Genomic DNA, 14479 nt, shown 5'->3' on the forward strand with positions numbered 1-14479 from the left:
CCGCCCCGGTACGCCACCGCGTCCGGCGATATCCACGAGACTCAGGGGGATCTCTGTGGCCACCCCGCCACCACCACACGGCCCGTACCCGCACGCGCAACCGCCCGCGGGGTCCTACCCGCAGCAGCCCGCGGGCCCCTACCCGCAACCGCCCGCGGGGCCCTACGCGCAACAGCCCGCCGGTGCCGCTCCGCACCAGCCGCCGGGTGCCTACCCGCACCAGCCTGCCGGCCCGTACGCCCCGCAGCCGGGACACCCGGCCCAGGCCCCGTACCCGTACGCCCAGCAGCACCCGCACGCGCACCCGCAGCAGCACCCGCAGGCGTACGCCGCCGCCCCGGGGTGCCGGCTCTGCGGTGCTCAGCCCGCCGTGCAGGCCACCGTGCGCGGGCATCAGGGCCTCCTCTTCCTGATGCGGTTCCTCAGCCGCCGCGGCATGTTCTGCCGCTCCTGCGGGCTGGCCACCTACCGCGAGATGTCCGCGAAGACGCTGTGGCAGGGCTGGTGGAGCCCGCTGTCCGTGGCCATCACCCCGCTCACCCTGCTGATGAACCTCGGTCCCCGCAGCCGCTTCCGCAAACTGGCCGCCCCCGTAGGCGGCTTCGGACCCTCGCTCGACCCGGGCAAGTCACTGCTGCGCCGGCCGGAGGCGCTGCTGTTCCTGGTGCCGATGGCCCTCGTGGTGCTGGCGATCCCGACCTTGTTCGTACTCGGCGCGTTCGTCCAGGGGGCCGGTATCGGGAAGGTGCCCACCCTCGCCGTCGGTGACTGCGTACGCAACGAAGGCGACTGGAAGGACCAGGACCTGGAGGTCGTGGACTGCGGTTCGGCCGACGCGGAGTACAAGGTGACCCGCAGGCTCGACGCCCCCAAGGACGAGTGCGCCGACGGTGAGCTGCTCGCCGACCTCGAATACAGCCCGGACAAGATGACGGTTTCCTGTCTCGCCCCCGCCCGCTAGGGGCAGAGCGGCACGGGACACCGCGGCACAGGGCATACGGCTATGGGGTCAGCCCCCGGCCGAATCCTCGCCGGATCCGTCGCCGCCGGATCCGTCGCCGCCGGACCCGTCGCCGTCGGCCTCCCCGCGTCCGAGCAGCGCCAGGAAGTCCCGGAACGCCGCCGGCATGTCCACCTCGTCCGGGTCCAGCAGCCATTGCAGTTGCAGCCCGTCCATCACGGCGGTCAGCAGCGGCGCCGCCCGCTCCGGGGTCAGGCCGCCGGGCAGGGTGTCGCCGTACTCGGCCCGCAGCACCTCGGCCATCGACGCCCGTACGGTGCGGAAACGGGATTCGAAGAAGGCACGGGCGGGGTGGTCCTCGGTGACGCTGTCGGCGGACAGCACCGTGTAGGTCCGGACGATGCCGGGGCGGGTGGCGTTGTAGTCGACGAGCTGGGCGAGGGCGTCGGTGCGCAAGGTGTCGGACGCCGCGGCGGCCGAGGCCAGGTCCCAGCGGTCGCGTGCCTCCAGCACGCCGACCAGCAGCAGTTCCTTCGTCGGGAAGTGGTGCAGCAGCCCCTGCTGGGTCAGTCCGGCGCGCTCGGAGACGGCGGCGAGCGAGGTACGGCGGTAGCCGCGTTCGGCGATGAGCTCCATGGCGGCCTCCAGGAGGGCCTCGCGCCGCTCCGCGCGCTGGGCCTCCCGCCCGCCACCGCCCTGCCGGGTGCCCGCCCCACCGCGGCGGGGTCCGTCCTGGTCGTGTGCAGTCACCGGCCGAGCGTAACTCTCGCGTGGAGATCCCGTACGACTGGTGTAACGGAAAAGTAACGACACCTACCGACCGGGAGGTGGGGCGGCAAGAATCCGGGACAGGGGGCCTGCCCGTCCACTGAGGAAGCACCGGAGAGCCGCATGACCGACGCCCAGCCCCACGATCCCACTGATCCCACTGGTGGTCCTACTCATCCCGCCGATGCCGACGCCGGCCGCCCTGCCCGTGGCCGCGCGCAGGACCACACCGCAGCGGTGGAGCGGGCGCTCGCCGCGCTCGACCTCGACACCAAGGCCGGACTGCTGTCCGGCCAGGACATGTGGACCCTGCCGGCCGTGCCCGCGATCGGGCTGCGGTCGCTGGTGATGTCGGACGGTCCGGTCGGTGTACGGGGCCAGGAGTGGAACGCCGAGGACCCCTCGGTCGCCCTGCCCAGCCCCACCGCGCTGGCCGCCACCTGGGACCCCGGGCTCGCCCGCCGGGCCGGCCACCTCCTCGCCCAGGAAGCCCGCCGCAAGGGCGTGCACGTGCTCCTCGCGCCGACGGTCAATCTCCACCGCTCACCACTGGGCGGCCGCCACTTCGAGTGTTATGCGGAAGACCCGCTGCTCACCGGCGTGATCGGCGCCGGGTATGTGCGCGGTGTGCAGGAAGGCGGTGTGGGTACGACGGTCAAGCACTTCGTCGGCAATGACGCCGAGACCGACCGGTTCACGGTCGACAACCGCATCGCCCCGCGCCCGCTGCGCGAGCTCTATCTCGCACCCTTCGAGCACATCGTCGAACACGCCCGCCCCTGGGGCGTCATGACCGCCTACAACCAGGTCAACGGCGCGACGATGACCGAACACCGCGCGCTCGTGCAGGACGTCCTCCGCGGCGAGTGGGGCTTCGACGGCGTCAACGTCTCCGACTGGACGGCCGCCCGCGACACCGTGCGCGCCCTGCGCGGCGGCCTGGACGTGGCGATGCCGGGGCCCCGTACGGTCTACGGGGCGCCGCTCGCCGAGGCCGTCCGTGCGGGTGAGGTGGCCGAGTCGGAGGTGGACGACGCGGTGCGCCGGGTGCTGCTGCTCGCCGCCCGTACCGGATGCCTGGAAGGGGTGCCGGCCGCGGTCGGCCCGGACGGGGTGCCGCAGGGGATCGACGGCCGGGCGGTGGCCCGCGAGATCGCCCGGCGGGGGTGCGTCCTGCTGCGCAACGAGCCGGTGGGCGCGGCGCGGCGGGCGCTGCCGGTCGACGCCTCGGCCGTCCGCAGGGTCGCCGTCATCGGGGCGGCCGCCGGTGACGCCCGGGTGCTCGGCGGAGGTTCGGCAACGGTCTTCCCGGACGCGGTGGTCTCCCCGCTGGAGGGGCTGCGCGCCGCGCTCCCCGATGACGTCGAGGTCACCTTCGCGCTCGGCGCGGAGCCGCGCACCCGGGTCCCGTACGCCCGCGAAGGCTTCACGCTGCGTGCCCGCTATCTGGCCGCCGACGGCCAACTGCTCGCCGAGATTCCCCAGTTCGACGGCCAGGTGCGGGTAATGGGCCGTCTCCCCGCGGGCGTCACCCGGCAGAACCTGGGCTCCGTCGAGCTGACCGGCGGCTTCACCCCGCGCAGCACCGGCCGCCACACCCTCGCCGTCTCCGGCACCGGCGCGCTGCGGCTGACCGTCGGCGGTGCGGTCCTCTTCGACGACCGCTGCGCGCCGGACGGCAACGACCCGTTCGAGGCGTTCATGCACCCCGTCGAGCGGCGGCTGACGGCGGAGCTGACGGCGGGCGAGAGCGTCGGGGTCACCCTGCGGTTCGTGCCCGGCGGCCCGGACCTCGGCGAGGGCCTGGACGGGCTGAACTTCGCCCTCGGCCACAGCGCACCGCAGCTCGATGACGACGCGGAGATCGTCGAGGCCGTCCGCGCCGCGGCTGCGGCCGATGTCGCGGTCGTGGTCGTCGCCACCACCGACGAGGTCGAGTCCGAGGGCTTCGACCGCCGCGATCTGCGGCTGCCCGGCCGCCAGGACGAGCTGGTCACCCGGGTCGCCGCCGCCAACCCGCACACCGTCGTCGTCGTCAACTCCGGCTCCCCGGTGGAGCTTCCGTGGCGCGAGCAGGTGCCTGCCGTGCTGCTGAGCTGGTTCCCCGGCCAGGAGGCCGGCGCGGCGCTGGCCGACGTCCTGCTCGGCGCCCACGAGCCGGGCGGCCGGCTCCCCACCACCTGGCCGGCCCGCCTCGGCGACGCCCCGGTCACCGCCGTCACCCCGGCGGACGGCCGACTCACGTACTCCGAAGGGGTGCACATCGGCTACCGCGGCTGGCAGCGGTCCGCGCCCGCGCCCGCGTACCCCTTCGGCCACGGACTCGGCTACACCGACTGGGAGTACGAGTCGCTGGACACCACCCCCGACTCGGTGCGGGTGCGGGTGCGCAACACGGGCGACCGGACCGGCCGCGAGGTCGTCCAGATCTATCTGGCGCCCACCGCGGACGCCGCCCCTGACGCTCCGGAGCGCCCGGCCCGCTGGCTGGCCGGCTTCGCCGTCGTCGAGGCCGGTCCCGGTGAGAGCGCGGAGGCCGAGATCCCGCTGCCGGACCGGGCCTTCGCGGTCTGGGACGAGGGCGCCGGCGGCGGAGGAGCGGGGGACGTCGGGGTGGCGGAGGAGGGCGGCTGGCGCCGGGTCAAGGGTGTCTACCTCGTCGAGGCGGCGCACAGCGTCGACGACCGCAGGCTGACGGCCGAGGTCACGGTCGGCTGACGGGGCCGGGTCCGGCGACGGGGCCGGGCGCGGGGCCGGGGTCGAGGCCGGAGACGCGGCCAAGGCCGGAGACGGGGGCGCTCCTCCCCAGGAGAGCCCCCTGCGTCCCTTGCGTTCCCCGCGCTCCCTGCGTCCCCCGAGCCCCCGGCATCCCCCGCGCTCCCTCATGAGGTCACCACCGACACATCACCGCCGCTCGTCCGGGCCGTTACCTTGTGCGCGGAGTTTCCGTCCGTCGGGACGGAGACCTTGCGGGTGCCGCCGCTGGTCGTGGCGTTCACCGCATAGGAGCCCTTCGGGAGGCGGATGGTGACATCGCCTCCGCTGGTCCGGCCCGACACCTCGTCGGGCGCCGCGGACAGCGCGAGGTCTACATCTCCGCCGCTGGTCTTCGCCTTCGCCGTGCGGGCCGTGGAGTCCGCGACGGTGATGTCGCCGCCGCTGGTCTCCGCGGCGATCCCGCCCGCGGCGCCGTGGACGGTGATGTCCCCGCCGCTGGTGTGCAGGTCGACCGAGGCGTTGCGCGGCAGCAGGACCCGGTAGTTCACCTCGCACTTGCGCCCCATGCCGCACTCCTCGGCCTTGAGCGTCAGCCGGCCGTCCTTGACGCCGTGTTCGGGATTCGGCTTCTGGTCGTTGTACACGTACCTCTCCGTCACCTTGACCGACCCGCCGGCGTCGACCGGTACGACCTCGATGTCCCCGCCGTGTGTCGTCGCCCACAGCGCGGTGACCGTGCCGCGCACGGTGTACGTGCGCTCCGCGTCCTTCGTCGGGCCGTAACCCGACAGCGAGCAGCCGGTCGTCAGCACGGTCAACGCCGCACAGGACAGCACGAGATGGGGAACGCGGAGGCGGGCCATGGTGAGAGGTCTCCCGGAGCAGGCAACGGACACGGAGACCGGATATCCGGTCACTGCTCATCGTTCCTTCTCCGCCGCCCCGCGTCGTCGCCGCACAGTATGACCTTGTGCGGCCCCGCCCTTAGGGGTGCCCCGCACTCAGGGGGTCCCCGCACCCCCTGGCCGCACCGAGAACGCGTACACCGTCTCCGAGCGATAGCTCTCGCCGGGCCGCAGCACCGTGCTGGGGAAGTCCGGGCGGTTCGGGGAGTCCGGGAAGTGCTGGGTCTCCAGGGCGAGACCGGCCGCCGGGCCGTAAGGGACGCCCGACGTACCGGTCAGGGTGCCGTCGAGGTGATCTGCGGTGTAGAGCTGGAGTCCGGGCTCGGTGGTGGCCAGCTCCAGAGCGCGGCCCGAGCGCGGGTCGTACAGCTCCGCGACCGTGCGCGGCGCCTCGCACACCCCGCCGTCCAGCGCGAAGTTGTGGTCGTAGGCGCCTGTCACCGCGCGCGCCGCCCGGAAGTCGAAGCGGGTGCCGGTGACGTCGGCGGGCGCGCCGGGCACCGGAATGCCGGTGCCGTCGACCGGCGTGTACCGGGAGGCCGCCAGCCGCAGCTCATGACCGGTGGCGCTGCCGCTGCCGTCCCCGCCCAGATTGAGGTACGTGTGGTTGGTGAGGTTGACGACGGTCGGCGCGTCGGTCGTCGCGCGCGAGACGATACGCAGCGCGCCGGGGGAGAGGGTGTACGTCACGCGCACGTCCAGCGCGCCGGGGAAGCCCTCCTCGCCGTCCGGGCTGACCCGGTGCAGCTGCACACCGCCGTCGACCTCCCGGGCGTCCCACACCACCCGGGAGAAGCCGCCCGGCCCGCCGTGCAGACTGTGGCGCCCGTTGTTCGGCGTCAGCGCGCGGGTCCTGCCGTCGAGGACGAAGGACGCCCCGGCGATCCGGTTCGCGTACCGCCCGACCAGCGCACCGAAGTGCGACCCGCCGTGCGCGGCATACGACGCGAGGTCGGCGAAGCCCAGCGCCAGCTGCCCCCACACCCCGTCCCGGTCCGGCGCCTCCACCGTCTGGACGATCCCGCCGTAGGTGAGGATGCGGACCCGTAGCCCTGCGGGGCCCGACTCCAGGGTCCAGCGGTCGACGCGGGTGCCGTCGTCCAGCGTGCCGAAGGGTTCCCTGCCGACCTGCGTCCTCATGCGCGTGAGCCTATGCCCGCGGCCCGGCGGCCGGTGCCCGGGGAGCGCGCACAGGCGCTACGGCCGTGCCCGGGTGATCGTGCGGAACGCCATTGCCGCCAGCTGCTTCTGACCGTTGGCTCCCGGGTGGAACCAGTCCCAGGTGCTCAACTGGCGCCCCGTGAAGCGGTAGTCGAAGACCGACTGGTCGAAGCGGCACAGCGGGTCCTTGCCGCACACCTCCGCCAGCGCCGAGTTGTAGGCCCTCACCTGCTCCTGCACCGCCGCCCGTCGGTCCTGCGCCGTCTTCGTCAGATCGTCCGGATCGCGCAGCATGGACCCGCAGATGCCCAGCTTCCACACCTGTTTGCCGAGCGGGTTCTTGCGCCCCTCGGACCACAGCCGCAGCAGATCAGGGACCGCCGCGACATACACCTGGGTGTGCGGCAGCGCGCGCCGCAGATACTTCATGGACCGCGCGAAGTCGGCCTGGAAGGCGGCCTTCGGGGTCATCGCCGCGACATCGCGCCGGCAGGCGTCGTTGGCGCCGATGAGGACCGTGACCAGCTCGGGCCGGTGGCCGACGGCCTTGGTGAACTGGTCCGGCAGATCGCTCATCAGCGCACCGGTCCTGGCGAGGTTCCAGCTGTGCGTGGCGGGGTGTTTGACCAGCCGTCGGGTGAGGCTGTCGACCCTGGGATCGGTGCCGGTGGCCCAGGAGACCTGGGGGCAGTCGGAGAGCAACGTACAGGCGTCGAAGCCGACGGTGATCGAGTCGCCGAGTGCCGCGATCGAGCGGGGGGCGGTGCGCCAGACGGGCGCCGGCTCGGCGTGCCGCTTGCCAGGGTCGCCGCCGGAGCTACAGGAGGTGAGGGCGATCACCAGCGCGGACGCGACGGCGACGGTGCGTGAGGATCGGAGGCCGAAACGGCGGTGCCGGGGGCGAAAGGGCCGATCGATCCGCGCCATCCCCTGTCCCCTCCGGCGTGCGAGTGATATCTCTTCGGGTACCGACGGTACGTCACCCCCTCGACCGGCACCGCGCGGTAGCTTTGCCCCGTGCCTGCCGGGCGGTGACCCAATGTGGCCGGTGCAGTCGGCACAGACAAATTACATCACGTCATTTCCTGTCCCTTTTGCGGCAAATTCCGCCCAATGGTGTTTACTGTAGGTCACCAGCATGCTGGTGCCGAAGTGACCACTGGGGCAGAATGACAACTGTCCCGGCCGCAACCGGAACGGGCACGAGGCCGCTGGGGAAGGCGAACCTCGAACCGCACTGGAGGTCCCGGTGACGACACGTGGAGTTCTGTACGTCCACTCCGCTCCGCGCGCGCTGTGCCCGCATGTCGAATGGGCCGTCGCGGGCGTCCTCGGTGTGCGCGTCAATCTCGACTGGATCCGCCAGCCGGCGTCCCCGGGCACCTGGAGAGCCGAGTTCTCCTGGCAGGGGGAGGCCGGCACGGCCTCCAAGCTGGCCTCCGCGCTGCGCGGCTGGCATCTGCTGCGCTTCGAAGTGACCGCGGAACCCTGCTCCACCGCCGAGGGCGAGCGCTACAGCGCCACCCCCGAACTGGGCATCTTCCACGCCGTCACGGGCATCCACGGCGACATCCTCATCCCCGAGGACCGGCTGCGCGCCGCGGCCGCCCGCTCGGCGCGCGGCGAGACCGAGCTGGCCGCCGAGGTCGACAAGCTCCTCGGCAAGCCCTGGGACGACGAACTGGAACCGTTCCGGTACGCGGGCGAGGGCGCCCCCGTCCGCTGGCTCCACCAGGTCGTCTAGGGCCTGTCTTCAAAGTCCCGTCGTTCGCCCGTAGGGCGGGCCTCGCGGCGTCTGGTGCGTGCGATCGCAAGGCGGAGGGTCGTCCCGGTACTGGGTGTACCGGGATGATCCCGACAACGCGGCGAGCGTGCGTGCCAGACGCCGCGAGGCAGGCGGGACTTTGAAGACAGGCCCTAGCCCCCCTGGGTCGCGACACGCGGCAGTGGTCGCCCTGGAGTCCGCTCCACCGCCTAGCGTGCCGTCATGGCCGACAACAACTCTTCCGACGCCCTTTCCGTGGCGGTGCTCGGCACCGGAATCATGGGTGCGGCGATGGCCCGCAACCTCGCCGGGGCGGGCCACGACGTCCGTGCCTGGAACCGCACGCGCGCCAAGGCCGAGCCGCTGGCCGCCGACGGGATCCGCGTCACCGGCACGCCCGCCGAGGCGGTGGACGGCGCCGATGTGGTCCTCACGATGCTGCTCGACGGCGATGCCGTCCTCCAGGCCGTCGGGCAGGCCGCCGCCGCGCTGCCGGCCGGCGCCCTGTGGCTCCAGACGAGCACGGTGGGCACCGAAGCGCTGCCGTCGCTCGCCCGGTTCGCCGACGCGCACCACCTGCGGTTCGTGGACGCCCCCGTGCTCGGCACCAAGGCGCCCGCGGAGAAGGGGGACTTGACGGTCCTGGCGGCCGGCCCGCAGGACGTACGGGAGCGCGCCGGGCGGGTTTTCGACTGCGTCGGGAGCCGGACCCTGTGGGTCGGTGAGGACGCTGCGAGCGGAGCGGCGAGCCGTCTCAAGCTCGTCGTCAACAACTGGGTGCTGACGGTCATCAGCGGTACGGGTGAGTCCGTGGCGCTCGCCCGTGCGCTCGGTGTGGACCCCCGTGACTTCCTCGACGCGGTCGCCGGCGGGGCGCTCGACATGCCGTATCTCCGGCTGAAATCCGAGCTGATCCTGGCCGAGAACTACCCCGCGAGCTTCACGGTGTCCGCGGCCCGCAAGGACGCCCGGCTCATCCTGGAGGCCGCCCGGGACACCGGAGTGCGGATGGATCTGGCGACGGCTGCCGCGGAACGCCTCCGCCGGGCCGAGCAGCAGGGCCACGGCCAAGAGGACGCCGCCGCCGCGTACTTCGCCAGCTTCGACGGCTGAGACATGCACAGGGCCCGTCCCGGTGACGTATCACCGGGACGGGCCCTGACGGTGCGGGTCAGACCGTCCGGAAGGCCAGCACCACGTTGTGGCCGCCGAAGCCGAACGAGTCGTTCAGGGCCGCGATGCGGCCCTCGGCGGGCAGCTTGCGGGGCTCGCCGCGGACGATGTCCGCGTCGACCTCCGGGTCGAGCTCGTCGACGTTGATCGTCGGCGGTGCCACCCGGTGGTACAGCGCCAGGATCGCGGCGACCGTCTCGACACCGCCGGCGCCGCCCAGGAGGTGGCCCGTCATCGACTTCGTGGCGGAGACCGCCATGTGGTCGGTGTCGTCGCCGAAGACCTTGCGCAGCGCCTTCAGTTCGGCCAGGTCGCCCTGCGGCGTGGAGGTGGCGTGCGCGTTCACGTGCACGATCTCCGCCGGGTCGAGGTCGTTGGAGTCCAGGAGGTTCTGGAGGGCGTGTGCGATGCCGTTGCCGGACGGCTCGGGCTGCACGATGTCGTGGCTGTCGGCGGAGATGCCCTGACCGACGGCCTCGGCGTAGACCCGGGCGCCGCGCTTGGCGGCGTGCTCGGCCGACTCCAGGACGATCACGCCGGCGCCCTCGCCCATGACGAAACCGTTGCGCGCGGTGTCGAAGGGCCGGGAGGCGCCCTGCGGGTCGTCGTTGGACTTCGACATCGCCATCATGTTGCCGAAGGCGGCGATCGGCAGCGGGTGGATGGCCGCCTCCGTACCGCCCGCGATGACGATGTCGGCGCGGCCCGTACGGATCATCTCGATGGCGTAGCCGATCGCCTCGGAGCCGGACGCACAGGCGCTGACCGGGGTGTGCACACCGGCGCGGGCGTTCACATCCAGGCCGACGTTGGCGGACGGGCCGTTGGGCATCAGCATCGGCACGGTGTGCGGGGAGACGCGGCGGACGCCCTTCTCCTTGAGCACGTCGTACTGGCCGAGCAGGGTGGTCACGCCGCCGATGCCGGAGGCAATGACGGCGCCGAGCCGGTCGGGGTCCACCGAGGTGTCCTCACCGGCCCTGGCGGTGAAACCGGCGTCCGCCCAGGCCTCGCGGGCCGCGATCAGCGCGAGCTGCGCCGAGCGGTCCAGCTTGCGGGCCTGCGCCCGGGGGAGGACCTCCGACGGGTCCACGGCCGCCTGTGCGGCGATCCGGACGGGAAGCTCGGCCGCCCAGTCCTGGTCGAGCGTGCCGACACCGGAACGTCCGGCGAGCATGGCCTCCCAGGACGAAGCGCTGTCGCCACCCAGCGGTGTGGTTGCGCCGATACCGGTGACGACCACGGTGCGATTGGTCGCGTTCACGGGAATTCTTACTCCACGGGTAGAGGGGTCTGAATCGACGGCGCCACCGCGGGGTGGCGACATGCGCAAGGGCTGGATCAGCCCTGGTGCTTCAGGATGTACTCGGTCGCGTCGCCGACCGTCTTGAGGTTCTTGACGTCGTCGTCCGGGATCTTCACGTCGAAGCGCTCTTCGGCGGCGACGACGACCTCGACCATGGACAGCGAGTCGACGTCCAGGTCGTCGGTGAAGGACTTGTCCACCTGGACGTCCTCGGTGGGGATCCCGGCGATCTCGTTCACGATCTCGGCGAGACCGGCAACGATCTCTTCCTGAGTGGCGGCCATGATGGCGCTCCTTCGGTCATTTTATGGGGAAACTGCGTTACTTGCGGTGAAGATCCGTGCGACGGCCGACACGTCCGAGGACATACGGCGCTGCGCAGATCTTGCCTAGGGGAGGGTAACGACCGTCGCGGCGTAGACGAGACCCGCCCCGAAGCCGATGACCAGCGCGGTGTCGCCGCTCTTGGCCTGTCCGGTCGCCAACAGTCGCTCCATGGCGAGCGGAATGGAGGCGGCCGAGGTGTTGCCGGTGGTCTCCACGTCGCGGGCGACCGTCACGCTCTCCGGCAGCTTCAGAGTCTTCACCATCGAGTCGATGATCCGCATGTTGGCCTGGTGCGGGATGAAGACGTCCAGGTCGTCCGGGCTGACTCCGGCCGCGTCCAGCGCCTGCTGGGCGACCTTCGCCATCTCGAACACCGCCCACCGGAAGACCGCCTGGCCCTCCTGCGTGATGGCGGGGTAACGGATCTCCTCCGGAGCGGGGCGGCCCTCAGGGGCGTCCCCTCCGGGGAGCGGGTGGGAGCGGTAGACGTCCCAGCCCAGGGTCTGCTTGATGGTCTCGGACTTGTCGCCCTCCGAGCCCCACACGGTCGGGCCGATCTCGGGCTCCGTGGCCGGGCCGACGATCACCGCGCCGGCACCGTCACCGAACAGGAAGGCCGTCGCGCGGTCCTCCAGGTCGGTCAGGTCCGAGAGCCGCTCGACGCCGAGGACCAGGACGTACTCCGCCGAGCCCTCGGTCACCAGGCCCTTGGCCAGGGTCAGGCCGTAGCCGAAGCCCGCGCAGCCCGCCGAGATGTCGAACGCGGCCGGCTTGCCGGCACCGATGCGGTGCGCGATCTCGGTCGCGATCGCCGGGGTCTGCTTGAAGTGCGAAACGGTGGAGACGATCACGGCGCCGATCTGCTCGGGCGTGATCCCGGCGTCGGCGATGGCCTTGCCGGACGCCTCGACCGACATGGTCGCGACGGTCTCGTCGGGGCCCGCCCAGTGGCGGGTCGCGATACCGGACCGCGAGCGGATCCACTCGTCGGACGAGTCGATGTGCTTGAGGATCTCCTCGTTGGGCACGACCCGGGTCGGGCGGTAGCCGCCGACGCCCATGATCCGCGCGTACGGGGCGCCCTTCGAGGGCTTGATCTTCGAGGTCATGCGCTTCGGACTCCTATTCGGCCGGTGCAGATTGCTCGGCGATCAGCGTGCGGGCCGCGTCGAGGTCGTCGGGCGTCTTGAGGGCGAGGGTCCGCACGCCGGGCAGCGCGCGCTTGGCCAGGCCGGTGAGCGTGCCACCGGGAGCCGCCTCGATGAGCGCGGTGACCCCGAGCTCCTTGAAGGTCTCCATGCACAGGTCCCAGCGCACGGGGTTGGCCACCTGGCCCACCAGCCGCTGCACCAGTTCCCGGCCGTCGGAGACCAGCTGCCCGTCCTTGTTGGAGACGTAGCGGGTGTGCGGATCGGCGACCGACAGCTCGGTGGTCGCGGATTCCAGGGCGGAGACGGCGGGTGCCATGTGGTGAGTATGGAACGCGCCGGCCACCTTCAGCGGTACGACCCGGCGAGTGCCCTCCGGCTTGTTCTCGACCAGCGCGGCGATCTGCTCGGCGGTGCCCGCGGCGACGATCTGTCCGGCGCCGTTCACATTCGCCGGGGTCAGGCCCAGCTGCTCCAGATGCGGGATGACGACGTCCGCCTCGCCGCCCAGCAGGGCGGCCATCCCGGTCTCGGTGACGGCGGCGGCCTCGGCCATCGCCAGGCCGCGGCGGCGCACCAGCGCCATCGCGGCCTCGTCGGAGACGGTGCCGGTCAGGGCGGCCGCGGCCAGCTCACCGACGCTGTGGCCGGCCGCCGCGCCGACCTGCGCGGCAACGTCGTCGGCCGTCGCGAACAGCTGCCGGGCGGAGATCAGGGCGGACGCCACCAGCAGCGGCTGCGCCACCGCGGTGTCGCGGATCTCCTCCTCGTTCGCCTTGGTGCCGTAGTGGACCAGGTCCAGGTCGATGGCGTCCGACCAGGCACGGAGCTGGTCCTCGACACCGGGGAGGTCGAGCCAGGGAGTCAGGAAGCCGGGCGTCTGAGCGCCTTGGCCGGGAGCGACGAGTACGAGCACCCTCACACTCTCTCTTGTGGGTGGTTCCGCCCGCCCGTGGGGACAGGGACGAAGAACCATCGGGGGAATTGTTGATGTCCGACAAAAGTCTAGGGTTGCGCCTCACCGTCAGCCAGACGCCCCAGAATCAAAGCGATACGGAGGGTGAACGCCGAGCGCACATCGGAGGGTGACCAGCCGGTGACGTCCGTCACACGTCGCAGCCGATAGCGCACGGTGTTGGGGTGCACGAACAGCATCCGGGCGGCGCCCTCCAGACTGCTCGCCTGCTCCAGGTAAACGCTCAGCGTCTCCAGAAGTGCCGACCCGGCTTCCTCCAGCGGTCTGTAGATCTCCTCCACCAGCTGGTCGCGGGCAACCGGATCAGAGGCCATCGCGCGCTCCGGAAGCAGGTCGTCCGCGAGTACCGGCCGCGGGGCGTCGGGCCAGGCGGCACACGCCCGCAGCCCGGCGGCCGCGGCCTGGGCCGAGCGGGTCGCGGCCAGCAGATCGGAGACCACCGGACCGGCCACCACGGCACCGGCGGCATACGGGCCGATCAGCGCCTTCGCGGCCTTCAGCGGATTGTCCGAGCCGCCCGCGATCACCACCAGGCGGGAGCCCAGCACACCGGTCAGCACCTGGAGCTTGGCGTGCCGGGCGGCCCGCCGGATCGCCTCCACGGTCAGTTCGCTGTCCCCGTCCGGGGCGGTGCCCAGCACCACGCACACATGCTCGGGGGAGTTCCAGCCCAGCGCCGCCGCCCGGGAGACCGCGCCCTCGTCGGCCTCGCCCGACAGCACCGCGTTGACCACCAGCGACTCCAGCCGGGCGTCCCACGCGCCGCGGGCCTCGGCGGCCTGGGCGTAGACCTGGGCGGTGGCGAAGGCGATCTCCCGGGCGTAGACCAGCAGCGCCTCGCGCAGCACGGACTCGTCGCCCGGGGCCGCGACCTCGTCGATCGCGGACTCCATGACCTCGATCGTGGTGCGGACCATCTCCACGGTCTGCCGCAGTGTGATCGCCCGGGTCAGCTCGCGCGGCGCCGTGCCGAAGACATCGGTACTGATCGCCTGCGGGGTCTCCGGATGCCGGAACCATTCGGTGAAGGCGGCGATACCGGCCTGGGCCACCAGGCCGATCCAGGAGCGGTTCTCCGGGGGCATCGCGCGGTACCACGGCAGCGTGGCGTCCATGCGGGCGATGGCCGCGGCCGCCAGTTTGCCGGAGGAATTCTCCAGGCGCCGGAGGGTGGCGGAGTGCGGGTGCGCGTCGCGCGATGCGGGTTCAGACACGGGACAAGCCTGCACTATCGGGGCGGGGAGGTGAGGGGGCGGGGCTACGGTGGCCCC

Annotated in this window: 13 protein-coding genes; 4 read left to right on the forward strand and 9 right to left on the reverse strand. The window is 72.3% G+C overall.

Going from position 1 to position 14479, the window contains the following annotated elements:
* Positions 1-55 precede the first annotated feature (55 nt).
* Positions 56-961, forward strand: a complete 906-nt coding sequence (locus M8I34_RS17990; RefSeq protein WP_250050446.1) for a hypothetical protein — start codon at positions 56-58, stop codon at positions 959-961.
* Between the two features lie 48 nt (positions 962-1009).
* Here the strand turns inward: M8I34_RS17990 and M8I34_RS17995 are convergent, their stop codons facing one another.
* The gene (locus tag M8I34_RS17995) at positions 1010-1711 is read right to left on the reverse strand and encodes a TetR/AcrR family transcriptional regulator (protein ID WP_250050447.1); all 702 of its coding nucleotides are present in this window, start codon (positions 1709-1711) and stop codon (positions 1010-1012) included.
* 141 nt (positions 1712-1852) lie between these two features.
* Here M8I34_RS17995 and M8I34_RS18000 point away from each other — a divergent pair, with 141 nt between their 5' ends.
* The gene (locus M8I34_RS18000) at positions 1853-4447 is read left to right on the forward strand and encodes a beta-glucosidase (RefSeq protein ID WP_250050448.1); all 2595 of its coding nucleotides are present in this window, start codon (positions 1853-1855) and stop codon (positions 4445-4447) included.
* A 164-nt stretch (positions 4448-4611) separates the two neighbouring features.
* Here the strand turns inward: M8I34_RS18000 and M8I34_RS18005 are convergent, their stop codons facing one another.
* From M8I34_RS18005 to M8I34_RS18015, 3 genes are all read right to left on the reverse strand, one after another.
* Positions 4612-5310 carry a DUF4097 family beta strand repeat-containing protein gene (locus tag M8I34_RS18005; RefSeq protein WP_250050449.1) on the reverse strand — a complete coding sequence of 233 codons (699 nt, stop codon included), beginning with the start codon at positions 5308-5310 and terminating at the stop codon, positions 4612-4614.
* Between the two features lie 138 nt (positions 5311-5448).
* Entirely contained in the window at positions 5449-6492 is a 1044-nt protein-coding gene (locus tag M8I34_RS18010) for an aldose epimerase family protein (protein ID WP_250050450.1), read from the reverse strand.
* Positions 6493-6549: 57 nt separating this feature from the next.
* Positions 6550-7440, reverse strand: coding sequence for a GDSL-type esterase/lipase family protein (locus tag M8I34_RS18015; RefSeq protein WP_250050451.1), 891 nt, complete (start codon positions 7438-7440; stop codon positions 6550-6552).
* Between the two features lie 322 nt (positions 7441-7762).
* On the opposite strand from M8I34_RS18015, the gene M8I34_RS18020 reads away from it, so the two are divergent.
* Positions 7763-8257, forward strand: a complete 495-nt coding sequence (locus tag M8I34_RS18020; RefSeq protein WP_250050452.1) for a DUF3145 domain-containing protein — start codon at positions 7763-7765, stop codon at positions 8255-8257.
* Between the two features lie 243 nt (positions 8258-8500).
* On the forward strand, positions 8501-9391 hold the full coding sequence (locus M8I34_RS18025) for an NAD(P)-dependent oxidoreductase (protein WP_250050453.1): 891 nt from the start codon (positions 8501-8503) through the stop codon (positions 9389-9391).
* A gap of 58 nt (positions 9392-9449) precedes the next feature.
* Here M8I34_RS18025 and M8I34_RS18030 read toward each other — a convergent pair whose 3' ends face one another.
* The 5 genes from M8I34_RS18030 to M8I34_RS18050 all read right to left on the reverse strand — a co-directional run bounded on the left by M8I34_RS18030 (position 9450) and on the right by M8I34_RS18050 (position 14422).
* Positions 9450-10715, reverse strand: a complete 1266-nt coding sequence (locus M8I34_RS18030; protein ID WP_244414953.1) for a beta-ketoacyl synthase — start codon at positions 10713-10715, stop codon at positions 9450-9452.
* A 77-nt stretch (positions 10716-10792) separates the two neighbouring features.
* Positions 10793-11041, reverse strand: a complete 249-nt coding sequence (locus tag M8I34_RS18035; protein ID WP_018088056.1) for an acyl carrier protein — start codon at positions 11039-11041, stop codon at positions 10793-10795.
* 105 nt (positions 11042-11146) lie between these two features.
* Positions 11147-12193: a ketoacyl-ACP synthase III gene (locus M8I34_RS18040; protein WP_244414954.1), complete on the reverse strand. Its 1047-nt coding sequence runs from the start codon at positions 12191-12193 to the stop codon at positions 11147-11149.
* 13 nt (positions 12194-12206) lie between these two features.
* The gene (locus M8I34_RS18045; protein WP_250050454.1) at positions 12207-13148 is read right to left on the reverse strand and encodes an ACP S-malonyltransferase; all 942 of its coding nucleotides are present in this window, start codon (positions 13146-13148) and stop codon (positions 12207-12209) included.
* An 89-nt stretch (positions 13149-13237) separates the two neighbouring features.
* The gene (locus M8I34_RS18050) at positions 13238-14422 is read right to left on the reverse strand and encodes a CdaR family transcriptional regulator (RefSeq protein WP_129296582.1); all 1185 of its coding nucleotides are present in this window, start codon (positions 14420-14422) and stop codon (positions 13238-13240) included.
* Positions 14423-14479: the final 57 nt, after the last annotated feature.

Source organism: Streptomyces sp. MCA2 (assembly GCF_023544705.1).
GTDB classification, from domain to species: domain Bacteria; phylum Actinomycetota; class Actinomycetes; order Streptomycetales; family Streptomycetaceae; genus Streptomyces; species Streptomyces decoyicus.